The organism is Thalassospira mesophila (genome assembly GCF_002115755.1).
Lineage (GTDB): Bacteria > Pseudomonadota > Alphaproteobacteria > Rhodospirillales > Thalassospiraceae > Thalassospira > Thalassospira mesophila.
The window spans coordinates 319,196-334,368 of record NZ_JFKA01000003.1; the positions used below are offsets into that span (position 1 = coordinate 319,196).

Annotated in this window: 13 protein-coding genes; 9 read left to right on the forward strand and 4 right to left on the reverse strand. The window is 54.3% G+C overall.

Annotated elements, in window-relative coordinates; translation table 11 throughout:
- Position 1 precedes the first annotated feature (1 nt).
- Complete coding sequence (locus tag TMES_RS09395; protein WP_245835310.1) at positions 2-499, forward strand: hypothetical protein; 498 nt, start codon at positions 2-4, stop codon at positions 497-499.
- Between the two features lie 221 nt (positions 500-720).
- Here TMES_RS09395 and rpoH read toward each other — a convergent pair whose 3' ends face one another.
- Complete coding sequence (rpoH, locus tag TMES_RS09400) at positions 721-1,575, reverse strand: RNA polymerase sigma factor RpoH (RefSeq protein ID WP_143589596.1); 855 nt, start codon at positions 1,573-1,575, stop codon at positions 721-723.
- 109 nt (positions 1,576-1,684) lie between these two features.
- Positions 1,685-2,683: an RluA family pseudouridine synthase gene (locus TMES_RS09405; protein ID WP_085581783.1), complete on the reverse strand. Its 999-nt coding sequence runs from the start codon at positions 2,681-2,683 to the stop codon at positions 1,685-1,687.
- 254 nt (positions 2,684-2,937) lie between these two features.
- Between TMES_RS09405 and TMES_RS09415 the strand changes: the two genes are divergently transcribed.
- Together TMES_RS09415 and TMES_RS09420 are read left to right on the forward strand one after the other, a co-directional pair.
- Complete coding sequence (locus TMES_RS09415) at positions 2,938-3,354, forward strand: hypothetical protein (RefSeq protein ID WP_085581787.1); 417 nt, start codon at positions 2,938-2,940, stop codon at positions 3,352-3,354.
- A 70-nt stretch (positions 3,355-3,424) separates the two neighbouring features.
- Positions 3,425-3,892: a M67 family metallopeptidase gene (locus TMES_RS09420; RefSeq protein ID WP_085581789.1), complete on the forward strand. Its 468-nt coding sequence runs from the start codon at positions 3,425-3,427 to the stop codon at positions 3,890-3,892.
- Positions 3,893-3,921: 29 nt separating this feature from the next.
- Here TMES_RS09420 and TMES_RS09425 read toward each other — a convergent pair whose 3' ends face one another.
- Together TMES_RS09425 and TMES_RS09430 are read right to left on the reverse strand one after the other, a co-directional pair.
- Positions 3,922-5,145, reverse strand: coding sequence for a glycosyltransferase family 4 protein (locus TMES_RS09425; RefSeq protein ID WP_085581791.1), 1,224 nt, complete (start codon positions 5,143-5,145; stop codon positions 3,922-3,924).
- A complete protein-coding gene (locus tag TMES_RS09430; protein ID WP_085581793.1) occupies positions 5,142-5,642 on the reverse strand; it encodes a MarR family winged helix-turn-helix transcriptional regulator in 501 nt (166 codons plus the stop codon). Before TMES_RS09430 ends, TMES_RS09425 begins: the two co-directional genes overlap by 4 nt.
- Before the next feature lie 323 nt (positions 5,643-5,965).
- Here TMES_RS09430 and TMES_RS09435 point away from each other — a divergent pair, with 323 nt between their 5' ends.
- From TMES_RS09435 to TMES_RS09460, 6 genes are all read left to right on the forward strand, one after another.
- Complete coding sequence (locus TMES_RS09435) at positions 5,966-7,780, forward strand: type I secretion system permease/ATPase (protein ID WP_085581795.1); 1,815 nt, start codon at positions 5,966-5,968, stop codon at positions 7,778-7,780.
- Positions 7,777-9,159: an HlyD family type I secretion periplasmic adaptor subunit gene (locus TMES_RS09440; RefSeq protein WP_085581797.1), complete on the forward strand. Its 1,383-nt coding sequence runs from the start codon at positions 7,777-7,779 to the stop codon at positions 9,157-9,159. The genes TMES_RS09435 and TMES_RS09440 overlap by 4 nt, the downstream gene beginning before the upstream one ends.
- Before the next feature lie 394 nt (positions 9,160-9,553).
- A complete protein-coding gene (locus tag TMES_RS09445) occupies positions 9,554-10,405 on the forward strand; it encodes a calcium-binding protein (RefSeq protein ID WP_245835311.1) in 852 nt (283 codons plus the stop codon).
- A 77-nt stretch (positions 10,406-10,482) separates the two neighbouring features.
- On the forward strand, positions 10,483-12,720 hold the full coding sequence (locus TMES_RS09450; RefSeq protein WP_085581801.1) for a glycosyltransferase: 2,238 nt from the start codon (positions 10,483-10,485) through the stop codon (positions 12,718-12,720).
- The gene (locus TMES_RS09455) at positions 12,717-13,898 is read left to right on the forward strand and encodes a class I SAM-dependent methyltransferase (RefSeq protein ID WP_245835312.1); all 1,182 of its coding nucleotides are present in this window, start codon (positions 12,717-12,719) and stop codon (positions 13,896-13,898) included. Before TMES_RS09450 ends, TMES_RS09455 begins: the two co-directional genes overlap by 4 nt.
- A complete protein-coding gene (locus tag TMES_RS09460; RefSeq protein WP_085581803.1) occupies positions 13,895-15,160 on the forward strand; it encodes a glycosyltransferase family 4 protein in 1,266 nt (421 codons plus the stop codon). The genes TMES_RS09455 and TMES_RS09460 overlap by 4 nt, the downstream gene beginning before the upstream one ends.
- Positions 15,161-15,173 lie beyond the last annotated feature (13 nt).

Genomic DNA, 15,173 nt, shown 5'->3' on the forward strand with positions numbered 1-15,173 from the left:
TATGGCAAAAAAAGATAAAGCGGCCGCAAAGCCCGCCAAGCAGGCAAAAAAATCCGGCGGATTGTCCTTTTTTGCCATTCTGGTGATGGCTGTTTTGCTGTTTATGGTGGCCCTGCCCACATTTATTACGCTGGTGGTGGGGCTGTTGCCCTCATTGCTGGCATTTATGTTTGACCGACACCGGGGCCGGTATCTGGTGCGCTGTGTTTTCGGGCTGAATTTTTCGGGTGTCGCCCCCTATGTGATGGAGCTGTGGCAGGATGGCGAGCAAAGCATGGCCATGGCCACCCATCAGTTGCTGGATCCGATGACAATGACCATCATGTATGGTGCGGCTGGTTTGGGCTGGCTGATTTATCTGGTGATGCCGCCTGTGGTTGCCAATGTTCTTAATTTGACAGCCCAGCGCCGGGCAATGGAACTGCGCCAGCAACAGCGCGATCTGATTCAGGTGTGGGGAGAGTCCCTGATTTCCGAAATCGAAAAAGGCGGGCGCTAAAGCATGGATCTTATTAAAAGAAATATACTTTAGGGTCAGAAACCCTCAGATATCGGATCGGCCTCGTCGCAGGCAACTCTTTTTATCGTTTTGCGGTAATGGCAGGTGTTTGATGGCTCTGATAAAAAGAACGGCCCTTAAGGCCGATCTCTGGGTTCTGGCAAGAAACGGGGGGTGTTGCTTGCCAGAACACGATGTGCGGTATTTTGGTCCGGCATGTGTCAGACATGCATGGATTTGCGGACTTTTTCAAAGGCGCGCACTTCGATCTGGCGAATGCGCTCGCGCGAGATACCATAGGTAACGCTAAGATTTTCCAGGGTTACCGGTGTTTCAGACAGGCGACGCTGGGTTAAAATATCGCGTTCACGGTCGTTCAGGCCAGACATTGCCGATTTAAGCATGTTCATGCGCAAAACAAATTCTTCGCGGCGGCCAAGACGAACTTCCTGATTATCTTCTGTACATTCAAGCCAATCAACCCATTCGCCTTCACCATCAACCCGGACGGGGGCGTTAAGGGAATGATCGGGACCGGCAAGGCGGCGGTTCATCATGATGACGTCGCCTTCAGAAACATTCAGTTTCGTCGCAATGATTTCGGTCTGTTCGGGCGTCATGTCGCCTTCGTCAATCGCTTGCATCTGGCTTTTCAGCTTGCGCAGATTGAAGAAAAGCTTTTTTTGCGACGCCGTGGTTCCCATTTTCACCAGGGACCAGGAATGCAGGATATATTCCTGAATGGCGGCACGGATCCACCACATTGCATAAGTGGCAAGGCGGAAACCTTTGTCGGAATCAAACCGTTTGACCGATTGCAACAGGCCGATATTACCTTCCGAAATCAGTTCATTGACCGGCAGGCCATAGCCGCGATAGGACATGGCAATTTTGGCAACCAGCCGAAGATGACTGGTGATCAGCTTTTCAGCCGCCTTGTCATCGTTATGATCCCGATAGCGCACTGCAAGTGCGGTTTCGACTTCAAAGGCCAACATCGGATAGTGACGAATGCGTTGTAAGTAGCCCGTCAGCCCGTCCGCAGAGATTGTTGGTGCTGCATTACCCTGTTTCATTGGTGCCTCCAATGCGCTTGCAAAAAAGTGCATAAATCCCCTAGCACTGACGCTAGGGTATACGGAGGTATTAGATGGCGTCAATATAAAAATAAGAAGTAAGTATAGGTTACATACTACCTAGGGATAGGTCTAGCGCGATATAGACCGCCTTTAGATCGTCCGGTATCGGGGCTTCGAACGAAATAAAATTCCCGGTTCTGGGGTGCGAAAATCCAAGAGTTCGGGCATGTAGCGCCTGTTTGTCGAATGCCTGAAGCGTCTTTTGCGATATGGGGTCGAGGTGTTTGATCGAGCGCGAGCGACTGTAAACAGGATCACATACAAGTGAATGGCCGATATGGGCCATGTGTACCCTTATTTGGTGTGTGCGCCCGGTGGCAAGCTTGCACTTCACGATCGAGGCCAACGAGTCGGGACGATTTTCGACAACTTTGTAGTATGTAAGCGCCGGTTTGCCCCCCGAAACCAGAACCGCCATCTTTTTGCGATTGCGCGGGCTGCGGCCGATATTGCCAACAATTTTGCCTTCCATCGGCACAGGGCAGCCCCAAACGACGGCGATATAGGTGCGCTCGATGTTTTCCTTGTCTTCGGCAAACAGTTTGGAAAGGGCACGGTGGGTAAAGTCGTTTTTGGCCACGACCATGGCGCCGCTGGTGTCTTTGTCCAGGCGGTGAACAATACCGGGCCGTTTCACCCCGCCAATGCCCGACAGGCTGTTGCCACAGTGCGCCAGCAAAGCATTGACCAGCGTGCCGCTTTCATTGCCCGCCGCAGGGTGAACGACCATGCCAGCGGCCTTGTTAATCACGAGCAAGTCGTCATCTTCGTACAAAACATCAAGCGATATGGTTTGCGCAACCGGGGTTGCGGGTTCGGCCGGGGGGATTTGCAATGTAACACGTTGCCCGGCACGAACCTTGGCGGAAACACTGTTTTGTACCACGCTATCAACCTGCAAATGGCCCTCCGTGATCAGTGCTTTTAACCGGGATCGCGATTCTTGCGGCCAGGCATTGGCCAATACCCGGTCCAGCCGTGCACCCGCATCAGCGGTTTGCACAGTATAAGCAAGGTGGTCTTGAGGACGTTTGGTCTCGGACATGGCGTGGTTGTTTCATTGCTGTTGGGCACGGGGTAAAATATTGACATGATGTTGAATGCAGGGTGCAGGTGGCCTGTTTGCAGCAGCTGGGCTGGCGCAACATACCGCAAAACCCGTTATTTGCAATTACCGTGCATTCAATGGTCATATGTGTTTATTCGGGGCTTCACCCTGGCCCTGGCTTGCCATCATAATAAAACTGCGATCGCGCCAAAAGGTGCGGGTGGAAAAACAGTAATTTTTGCGGAAAACTCATGCGCGTTATTAAAATACTTGTGGCTGTTATGGCCGTACTGATTGTTGCCGGCATTGCGCTGGTTGCCTATGGCTTGCAACGTGAAAAATCGGCAAAGCAAACCAGCAGCCTGACAGAACAAACCGTGGCCCCGGTTGCGGCACCGGGCAATAGCACCGGGACCGTGCCAACAGCGACGACATCAGATAAGACCGCATCGCAGGTTGCGAAGGCCCCGTCCGTTGCGTCAACGGACCTTGAACCGTTTGGCACCCTTAATGTTGACCTGGCGGCAGATGAAACCCTGACAGATTTCAAAATTGACGATAACCGTGCCTTTTTGCACCTGACGGGCCCAAAAGGCGCACGGATTGTGGTGGTATCACTGGTGGATAAATCTGTTTTGGGGCAAATCGTGGTGATGAAGCCAAACTAGAGCATATTTTGGGTGCCGATTCAGGCATCAGGCTGTTACGCGCAACCGGAAAACGGAGCCTTATCGTGTGATGTCAGGGGCGCATATTGTTATTTCCCAACCGGTTCTGAGCGAAATTCTGGCGCATGCGGCGCAATGCTGGCCGCGCGAATGTTGTGGTTTGCTGATTGCTGCCCCGGCGAAACAACAGGGTGCCGCGCCGCCCCGATATATCGCGCGCGCCGTGGCGGCCCAAAATGTTGCACGCAACCCGGAAACCACGTTTGAAATTGACCCGGCCTTATTGCTGCAAACCCACCGTTACGTGCGTGATCATGGCGAGGAAATTATCGGCTGTTATCATTCCCACCCCGATGGCACGATTTTGCCGTCGCGCACCGACCTTGCCCGGGCGGAAGATCCGGGTTTTTACTGGCTGATTGTGGGCAGTAATGTTGATCATTGTGACGACTGGGCGATTTATCAGCGCCAGCCGGTAACGCATGACCTAGCCCATCAGCGCTTTTTTGCCCGGAGCGATTGCGCAATACAATCGTAAAGGCCGGTTACAGGGTGCCCGAGCCGCAATCAGGCAATATTCATATCACTATGGGCGGCCAGCCTTTCGAGCGCACCGGTTTGCCGGGCAAGGCACCGGTCCAGATCATATTTATGGGCCACCAACTGGCGGCCGTTTTGGCGCAGGGCGGTATAACGTGCAGGGTTATCCAGCACGTCCCGGATCTGGTTTGCCAGTAATTCAGTATCCCAGAAATCGGTTAAAAGCCCGTTTTTGCCATGCTGAATAACTTCTTCAACCGGCCCCGTATTGGACCCGATAACAAGGGTGCCACATGCCATGGCTTCAAGCACGGACCATGAAAGGACAAACGGGAATGTCAGATAGACATGAGCCCGGCTGACCTGAAACAGGGTGACAAGCTGTTCATGGGGGATTTGCCCCAAAAATACGATTCGAGAGGGATCAATCCCGGTTTCTTCCATCATGACTTTACGCCATGGGCGACCATCAGGGGCCGGGGCGCCGTAACTGACCCCGTCACCACCCGCGACCAGAAACAGGGCATCGGGGCGAGACTGGCTTACTTTTGCTGCCGCGCGCATGAATTGGGGAAACCCGCGATAGGGTTCAAGGTCGCGGGCAACATAGGTTATCACCGGGGTGTTGCGATCGACGATGCGGCCATCGGGCAGGGCAAACTTTACGCTGGCATCAGGTTTGCAGCGTTGCATGTCAATGCCATCGTGGCAGACGCCAATTTTGCTGCGCAACAGGGGCGGGTAGGCCGCGCGCTGCCATTGCGTCGGGCTGACCCCGGCATCGATCTGTTCAAGGGTAAGTAACTGGCTACTATTGCGAAGGCGCAGTTGTTTGCGCTGGTTTAACGACACCTGATCTTGCGGGTCAAACCCCACATCACGGCCTTTGGCATGATAAAAATGTTCGCAATATCCGAGTAACGGCGTGTCGGGGAGGACATCGCGGGCAAACATCATGCTGCCCCAGCCAATATGGCCAAACACAATATCGGGCTTGCCTTCCTGGGCAACCAGGGTTGCCAGGGTATCGGCGGCCTGATGCCCGACCTGGGTATGCAAGTCAACATGACTGGCGGGTTTGGCATGATCGGGCAGGGCATCGGATGATCGGTGCCGCAAGATGCGAATACCGGGCAGCTTGACGTTCATTCCTTCGCAAAGAAAGGACACCTGCCACCCGGCATTTGCCAGGTGGCAGGCGAGATGTACAAATTGTCCCGGTCCGCGACGATGGACAAAGACGATTTTCATCGGCGGTTTCGTGCCTCGCTTGTCATCATTGTGGTCGAAGCGGGGATGCCGCCATAACGCAGGGTTTGCGTCCAGAATTCCTCAAGCCGGCGCAGGGTGTGCAAAGCATGTTCCAGCTCCGCTTCACCGTCACGCCCGTTGGACAGGGCTTCATGATATTCTTCGTGAAATTCTTGCAGGGAATCACAAAGTTCATGGCCTTTTTCAGTCAGTTTGATCCGTGCGGAACGGCGGTCACGCGCCATGACCTGACGTTCGATATACCCCGATTCCACGAGCTGTTTCAGATTATACGAGGCGTTCGAGCCCATATAATGCCCGCGATCAAGCAGATCGCGAACCGAGAGTTCGTCATCGCCGATATTAAACAGCAATGCGACCTGGGCAGGACTGATGTCATCATTTCCTAGTCTGATCAGGTCGACGCGCAGTAAATCGGCAAAGCGCCGATAGATTCGTTCAACAGTATTTGCGAGTTCAAGATGAGTGACTGTCATGGCATTCAATCCGTTATCTGGTCCCAATATAAATAGGTCGTTACCCGGATGTTCCCGGTATCGGCCAATCGTTTTCGGAAGATAACAGGACGTTGTTCTGTAACAGTTTTTGACACGCCCAATCCTTCCTGTAGTTTGCTCAAAATTTTGAAGTAATTTCCAAGAGTATGGCCTTGGTATACTTCTATGATTTGTGTTTTTACATTGTCCAATCATGAACATTAGATCGACATATTTCGAATTATTTTATTGCATCATGATTTCGCAACTATGTGAGCAGATTGCGGAAAAACTATGACTTTTTGCAAATTGGATGAGATTGGATGCAATTTAGGTCGAAAGGCGCATTACGCGCCAAGACAGCGAGGGCGGAAACACGCCCCGCCCTCGATGCGCCCACATTGATCCGCGAAGCCCGTTTTACGTTCGTGCGCGGCCTGACCTGGGCCGGGATCGTTAGTGGTTTCATAAATGTTCTGCAACTGACCGTGCCGCTTTTCATGCTGCAGGTCCACGACCGTGTAATTAACAGTCAAAGCCTTGATACGCTTAAGCTTTTGCTGGTGATCGCGGTGGGTGCCATCATTTTATATGGCATTCTCGATTTCATTCGCGCCATGACCTTTCAGGAAATGGCAAAGTCATTGCTGCGGCGCATGAATTTGCCCGCAATTGCGGCCGCCATGAGTGTGTCGATGGAAAAAGGATCAACCCCCGGCACACAGGTGTTGCGCGACCTTTCCGACCTTCGCACATTCATTAATGGCAACACCATTGGTGCCCCGTTAGAAGCGTTGTGGGCACCGATTTTTCTGGGCGTTATGTTTGCCCTGCATCCGTTCTACGGCCTGGCCGGGGTGATCGGCGTGATCATGCTGGTTGCCCTGAGCTTGTTGGGCGATGTGTTGTCGCGCCGGGTGACGAAAGAAGCCAACGACGCCAATTTGCGAAACATTTCTGATATTGGTTCGTCTATCCCCCATGCCGAAGCAATCGAGGGCATGGGCATGATGCCGGCTTTGGCGATGCGCTGGCGTTCGGCGCAGCACCACACAACCGAACTGCTTGATATCGCCAATGCCCGGGGCAAGGGGATGTCGGCCCTGACCCGGTCCTTGCGGTATGGCCTGCAGGTTGGCGTGTTGGCGATGGGGGCTGCGCTGGTGATCAAGGGCGAAACATCGCCCGGCGCCATGATTGGCGGCACGGTGATTATGGGCCGGTTATTGCTGCCGTTCGATAATGTCACCCGTGACTGGCGGGCCTGGGTTAACGCCATGTCGGCCTGGCAGCGGATTCGCACCATTCTGGAACAGCGCCAGTCCGAACGCGAAATAGAACCAACCCCGCGCAGCGAAGGACCGCTGGTGGTCGATAGCCTTGTTTATGCCGTTGGCGGGCATAGTATGCCGGTCCTTAAAGGCATTTCGTTTGACCTGAGCCCTGGCGAAATCCTGGGCATTATCGGGCCGTCTGCGTCAGGTAAATCAACCTTGTCACGGGTCTTGATCGGGGCGGCCAAACCGACAGCTGGTGGTGTTTACCTTGACGGGCACAGCACCTATTTGTGGGAGCGCGGATCGTTTGGCGACATGGTGGGGTATTTGCCGCAATCGGTATCGTTGCTAAACGGTACCATTCGCGAAAACATTGGCCGCATGCGTGACGCAGACCCGCGTAAAGTGATTGATGCCGCCCGCGCCGCCGGTGTGCATGAAATGATCGGCCGTTTGCCGCTGGGTTACGATACCCCGATCGGCTCGGGCCGCTATACACTTTCTGGCGGGCAAAAACAGCGCATTGCGCTGGCGCGCGCCCTTTATGGCTGGCCGCGCTTGCTGGTTCTTGATGAACCCAACGCCAATCTTGATGCTGAAGGCGAGGCATCGTTGATCCGGGCTATTCGCACGGCGGCGGAAAATGGCGCGATGGTGGTTTTGATCGCGCATCGCCAGTCGATCATGCGCTTTGCCCACAAATTGCTGGTGCTTCAGGAAGGGCGGATCAAACAGTTCGGGGAACGTACCGATGTGGTGCAGGCCATCACCGAACAGGGCCACGATGTTAAACCGCTGCCTGACGCCGGGCGAAACTATGTCGCAAAACGCGGCAAGCTGGAAAACGGAGGTGTAGCATGAACCGTCTGATCAATCTTGATGACCGGGGTAACGTGATTAACCCCGATGCGCCCCAGCCGGTCTGGCATCAGGTGCTGGCCGAAGAACGGGCCGCATCAAAACAAAGTTTGCGCAAACCGATGATTGCCGGAGCACTGGTTATCATCATCGGTTTTGGCGGTTTTTTATTGTGGGGCTTTAACGCCCAGCTTGATAGTGCGGCTGTTGCTTCGGGATCGGTGATTATCGATTCGCGCAAAAAAACGGTGAACCACCTTGAAGGCGGCATTTTGAAAAAATTGCTGGTCGATGAAGGCGAGCATGTGCGCCAGGGGCAAGTGCTGGCTTTGCTTGACGGGACCCGTGAAGCTTCAGAGCTGGAGCAATTGCGCGGCGAACGTTATGGCTTGCAGGCCAAGCTGGCCCGGTTGCGCGCCGAGCAGGATGGTTTGGATAAAATCAAATTCCCCGAAAATCTGCTGTCATCAAAGGAACCCTATGTGGCCGATATCCTGCATGATGAAAAACGCCTGTTTGATAAACGTCATGAAGTTTACACCGCCAAACGCGATGCGCAGGAAAAGCAGATAAAACAATTCGCCGCCCAGGCCGATGCGCTTGATTCGCAAATTACCGCCCGTGGACATCAGCAAAAACTGGTGAAACAGCAGCTTGATGGCGTGCGCGAACTGGCATCCAAGGGCTATGCCACCCGAACCCAACTGGTGGAAATTGAAAATAACTGGAGCGATCTGGTTGGCGATGCTGGCGAGTACAAGGCCCAGCGGGCCGGTGCGGAACAGGAAAAGGCCGGTGCAGAAATTGAACTGGCATCAATTGAAATGGAATGGCAAAGCGATATTGCCAAATCCATTCAGGAAACCCAATTGGCCCTGAATGATGTTAATCAGCGCGTGACAGCCAAGGATGATGTTTTAAAGCGGCTGGAAATTCGGTCTCCGCAGGAAGGCATTGTCAGCAATATCCAGATCAGGACACCGGGCGGAGTGATCAGCCCGGCCCAGCCGATTATGGATATTATTCCCAACGATGAACCGCTTGAAATTGAAGCCATGATCAACCGCCGGGACATTGATGCGGTCAGCATGGGGGCTGATGCCCAGGTTCGGTTGACGGCCTATAACCAGCGGCGGTTATCGCCGCTCAAGGCCAAAATCAGCTATATCGATGCGGATCAGACCGTCGACGAGAAACGCGACAGTTCCTATTACGTGGTGCGGGCCAAGATCGACCCTGGTGAACTGGCAAAACATCCCGATATCAAGCTGAGGGCAGGGATGCCTGCTGATATTCTGGTGTTGAACAAGCCCAGAACGGCAATTGATTACCTGCTTGACCCGATTGCAGAAAGCATGGACCGCGCCTTCCGCGAAGACTGACCTGATGTATGGGGTTGGTAATGAAATGACGCATTAACTTAGCCAATCGTAGTGGTAATGTTGCTGAATGCAATATTATTGGTGTGTGCGTAACAAAGTGATAAAGGCCAGTTCCTAAGGAATTGGCCTTTATTGATTCAAACAATAATTCAAATTTAAAAACAAATATATATTAAAGATGTATAAATAATAAAATCAAACAATATAGTTAAATATTGTAAAAATCAGTTTGTGCATAATGTCGCCACAATAATACCTTGATAATAACTTCCTATCAAAAAGCAAAAGAATATAGGGTTGCTGTGTGGCCGTTACTTGGGCAATGCACTTAACCCCGAGGGAACGGCCAGCCTCTAGTCACACCGAAACCCATATTGGGATAAGCAAGGAGGATATGATGGCAACTCTCGAAGGCGGCGCTTACGACGATACGCTGCTCGGATCACGTTTTAGCGATGTGATCTTTGGCCGCGGCGGTGACGACACCCTGTTTGGACACGGGCAGAGCGATGTTCTGTTCGGTGAGGAAGGCGACGACCACCTGTTTGGTGGTTCCGGTGATGATGCCCTTCTGGGTGGTGCCGGGCGTGATCTTTTGTTTGGCGGGTCGGGCGACGACCAGTTGCTTGGAGATACCGGTAACGACATGCTGTTTGGCGGTCATGGTGATGATCAGCTTTTCGGTGGTGCTGATGATGACCTGCTGACAGGCGGCAAAGGCGACGACCTGATTGATGGTGGCGATGGTCATGATCTGATGCAGGGCGGCGCTGGCGACGATATTATGCTTGGCGGCGCTGGTGATGACCAGATGCTTGGTGGTCAGGGCGATGACCTGATGCAGGGCGGTGACGGTAATGACGTCATGCTCGGCGGTCAGGGCGATGACGTGATGAACGGCGGTGCTGGTAACGACCTTATGATGGGTGGTGCCGGTGACGACGTGATCAATGGCGGCGCTGGCGACGATGTACTGGTTGGCGGTGCCGGTCAGGATAACTTTGTCTTCTCTGGTGGTGGTGGCAACGATGTTGTCCTCGATTTCCAGGTGGGTGAAGACATGCTCTCGATTTCCAAGGGCATTAACGACACCGACATTTCGTCGGCTGATGACGTTGCCGCCCGGGCAACGCAGGACGGCTCGAATACTGTTGTCGACCTTGGTAATGGTGATTCCATCACCCTTAACAATGTTGATGCAGACGACGTCCAGGATCACCCGGACCACTTCTTCAACGTACAGTAACGACATAGCGCGATGTTCGCAGCTGCGGCTGCGGACATCCTGTTTTATCGTTCCATTTGTAAGGGTGCGGGCGCCAAATGCTTGAACTTGCCACGTCTGACGACAGACAAATGTCTGGCGATATGCCGGAAGTTTGCCGGTTGACCCCCGATACACTGATTTTAATCTGGAACCTGCCAACCAGGTTGTGGACAGTTCCCAAACTGGAAGCACGCGGCGGGCGCAAGGTATCGCCGCAGGCAACGTTGCGATTGCCGCTGGGCAGTGGTGGAACGCGTTTGTTGCGCGTTATTCCCCAGCCCAAAGACGCGCCGTTAACCCTGCTGGCAGAAGCCGGAACGTTGGGGCGCCAGGAAGAAATTACCATTGACCCGGAAGGCGATTTTGACCCGGTCGATGCCTATATGCTGCTGGGCGATGTGACCCCGGCAGGGCGGCTGTCGTTGCTGTCGGCGATGCTTGGCGCGTGGGCCAGCATGTTTCGCATGCGCCGCAGCCGTAATTATACCCAGACCCTGAACCGTCTGGTGGCGCGGATTGTTGATCAACCGCAGCGTGCCCAGCCGGTCGCCCGGATTTCCGAAGATCAGATGTTGATGGCAACCACATTGCCAACGGCCTTTGGCGGGATTGAAGGAACCTATGTGGTCTCGCCAACCGGTTTTTGGCGGTTAACCAACGCGGCCCATGAAGGCCGTGAAACCCCGCACGGGGCAAAACAGACATTTTTTATTGCCGAACGCAATGGGTTGGAAAACGGCGCCTATCTGGTTATTACCGGCAGCCGGGCCCTGGCCATTCGTCAGCTTGAACCAAAATCAACTTTGCCGTCCCTGTCGCGCTGGTGGCTGGCCCAGGGGCATGCCGATGCCGATTTGCGCGAATATGCCATTGCCGCCCTGGCACGCGGCGATGCGGCATCGCGCAAGGCCGCGCTGGAATTTCAGTTACGCTGTCCGCTTTCAGCACAGCGTGTTACCGGTGGTGGTGGTTTGCCGTCGGGCGAAATTGACCTTGCGGTTACCACGGCACGCGGCACGTTAATTGGCGGCTGGTATCGTGACCCGGTGGAAATGGTGGGTGGCGTTGATGTGCTTGACCATACCGGTGCCGAACATAAATTTGACGCCAATTTTTACCGTTATGCTGGCAGCGTTGCCCAAGAGGACAAAACCGTCCCGGCAACCGGCTTTGTTGGCTTTCATCCCGATATCAAAAGCCAGGTTCCGATCTTGCAGCCGCGCAGCATTTTGCGGCTGACTTCGGGTAGTCGCCATTTGATGGTGCCAACCGCACAGCCCGCCGACCCGGCAAAAGCCCGGGCGCGGATATTGCGCGCCGTGCCGCCGCAGCACCTTAACGATGACATTATGGAAAATTGCCTGGCGCCGGTGATCGGCGATGTGCAGCAAAAACTGCTGGGCAGCATTGGTACCCCAAGCGTGATTGATATTGGCACCCAGCGCAAAGATCCGTCGGTATCAATCATTGTGCCGTTATATCGGGTGCTGGATTTTTTGCGCGCCCAGGTTGGTGCCTTTGCCTGTGATCCGTGGATTTCACAGCATTGCGAACTGATTTATGTGCTGGATTCCCCCGAGCAGGCCGAACAGGTCGAACATCTGTTGCGCGGGTTATATCAGTTGTATGGTGTGCCGTTGCGCCTGGTGCTTATGGCGCGCAATGGCGGTTATGCCCGGGCCTGTAACAGCGGTGCCGCGGTGGCAAAGGCCGACCTTTTGGCAATGTTAAATTCCGATATTATTCCCCATCAAACCGGTTGGCTGGGCACGATGGCAACCCGCATGGGCGGCGTTGATGATGTTGCTGTTGTCGGGCCAAAATTGCTGTTTGAAGATGGATCCTTGCAACATGCCGGGATGTATTTTGCGCGCAATGAACGTGGGCAATGGCTGAACCATCATTATTACAAAGGCATGCCGGGCCGTTATGGCGACGCGTGTATCGAACGGTCGGTTCCGGCGGTTACCGGGGCGTGCATGTTGCTGCATCGTGGCGTGTTTGAAGATGTCGACGGCTTTAGCGAGGATTACGTCATTGGCGATTACGAAGACAGTGATCTGTGCCTGAAAATTCGCGCGCAGGGCTTTGACATTCGCTATGTGCCCGATGCGGAACTTTATCATTTTGAACGCAAGTCAATCTCGACCCATTCGGACTATATGCGCGGGGTGGCAACGCAATATAACGCGTGGCTGCATGCACGCCGCTGGAACGACCAAATGACCGAATTTTCCTTGCAAGGTGTGCCGCAACCGGCCGCCGAACCTGTAACGGGCGGAGGCGTATTATGAACAGTATTCTGGCAATTCCCGGCCATCGACCCGACACCCCGGCCAACGGTGCTAATGCACCGGCCAAAACATCGGAATATCCATCGGTTCGGATCAGGCGGGCACCGGTTACAACACCGGCGACGACACCACAGCCAACACCGCCAAAAGCGGGTTCGGCCCCCCTTGATCGCGCCGCGGCGACGCAAATGTCTGATATTGCGCCAATCAGCCCGCCCGCCGCCAAAGAGGGTGCCGCCGCCGCAGATGCCGATGGTGGATTGTTTATTCCCGATACATCGCTGGGCGAGGCAGTTGACGCCGAAGACGAGGCCGAAAATGCCAGGGCGGCCCAAGGCAAAGGCGGGCGCAAAACATCGTCCTTTGGCGATTTAACCCCGCGTCAGGAAGTTTATCTGGGCGCAATATGCCGCCAGATCGCCCATAACCGTTTTTTGCCGACCCCGAACAAGGATGAAGTCTTTGTGGGCGATGGCGATTACCTGGCGATTGGCGCTGAATTTTTGGGCCATTTTGTGCGCCTGGGTGGGTTGAAACCCACCGAAAGTGTGCTTGATATTGGCAGTGGCATTGGCCGCATGGCCGTGCCGTTAACCCAGTATCTGGTGCCGGGTAAAACCCGCTATCTGGGCATTGACCCGGTCGCAGACGGCATTAAATGGTGCCAAAACGCCATCACCCCGGTTTACAAGGATTTCCGGTTTCAAACCGTGGACCTGGCCAACCAGCTTTATAACCCCGAAGGCAAGGTTGCGGGTGATAGCTGGCAGTTGCCTGCCAAGGATGCGGAGTTTGATTTTGCCACCATGGTCTCGGTGGCCACCCATTTGCCGCCGGCCGAAGTGGAACGTTATTGCAGCGAGATTTTCCGCGCCCTGCGCCCCGGTGGCCGCCTGTTTATGACGGCGTTTATCGTGCGCAGTGCCAATGAACTGGCCGCGCCAAAATGCGATCCGCGCCTAAGCGGCCTTGTGCGTGAAAAAGACCAACCCTGCTGGCATTTGCGCGGTGAAAACCCGATGGCGGCGGTTGGTTTTGACAATGGCTATCTGGAATCGGTTTTGGCCAAGGCGGGCTTTGCCTTGTTGCGCAAAGGGTTCGGGGCCTGGCACGGCGATAAATCCCCGCATTATCAGGATATTCTGGTTGCCCAAAAACCACGCAGGAGCCCGAAATGAACCCGCGTATTCTGGTTTTAGCCCACAATCACCCCGACCTTCATCCCGGCGGGACCGAAATTTTCGCCCATGATTTGTTCGGGGCCTATAAACGGGCAGGGTGCGACGCCCTGTTTGTGGGGGCCACCAATGATGTGCATCGTGTGCGCCGCCCAGGCACCAGTTTTCAGGCGGTAAATGACAGCGATGACGAATTGCTGTTCTGGGCCGGGCATTTTGACCGCTTTAATATGTCGCAGACCGATCTTTATGCGGTTGTCCCGGCAATGACCGAATTACTGGAAAATTTCCGACCCGATATAGTTCACATCCATCATCTGGTTTTGTTTGGTATTGAATTGCCGATGTTAATCCGGCGGGTCCTGCCGGACTGCAAAATCGTGATGACCCTGCATGATTATTATCAGATCTGCCCGCATGACGGTTTGATGATCCACCGCGAAACGCGCCAGCGGTATTTATCGGCCGATATGTCGGGCGATAAATGCGGGCTGGAGGGCATTTCGACAGATCGCTTTGCGATGCGGTCGGTCAATATCCGCAATCATTTACGTGCTGTGGACCTGTTTTTATCGCCCAGCCGGTTTTTGCAGGAACGCTATATTGAATGGGGCATTGACCCGCATAAAATCGAGGTCATCCACAATGGCCGCCCGGCGGTACGTGCGGTTCGCCGCCGTGACCATGGCACCGGCGGCATGCCTAATGTTTTTGGCTATTTTGGCAACCTTAACCCCTGGAAAGGGGCGGATGTGTTGTTAAATGCATGCCGTAAGCTGATGGATGACGGTGTTGACTTTGAACTGCGCATTCATGGCGGGGCGCCGTTTCAAACCGCCGCCTTTAATGAAAAAATCGACAAACTGTTTGCCCAGACCAGCAGCCATGTTGTGCGCCTTGGTGCCTATGACCGCGATGATATTCCCGAATTGATGGCAGCGGTTGACTGGGTGGTGGCCCCGTCTATCTGGTGGGAAAACGCGCCGCTGGTTATTCAGGAAGCGTTTCAGCATGACCGCCCTGTGATCACCAGCAATATTGGCGGTATGGCTGAAATGGTGCGCGATGGCATGGATGGTGTGCATGTGCGCCCCGATGACCCCGGCGCACTGGCGCGTGCCATGGCCGATTGTGCCACCAACCCGAAATTGTGGAAAAAACTTTCGGGCAATGTGCGGGCACCGGCAAATATCGACGATGTCGCCCAAACCCACCTTTCGCGTTTTCGTAACCTGATCCGGCCCGATTTCGTCGCGGCCTGACAAAGGAGATTTC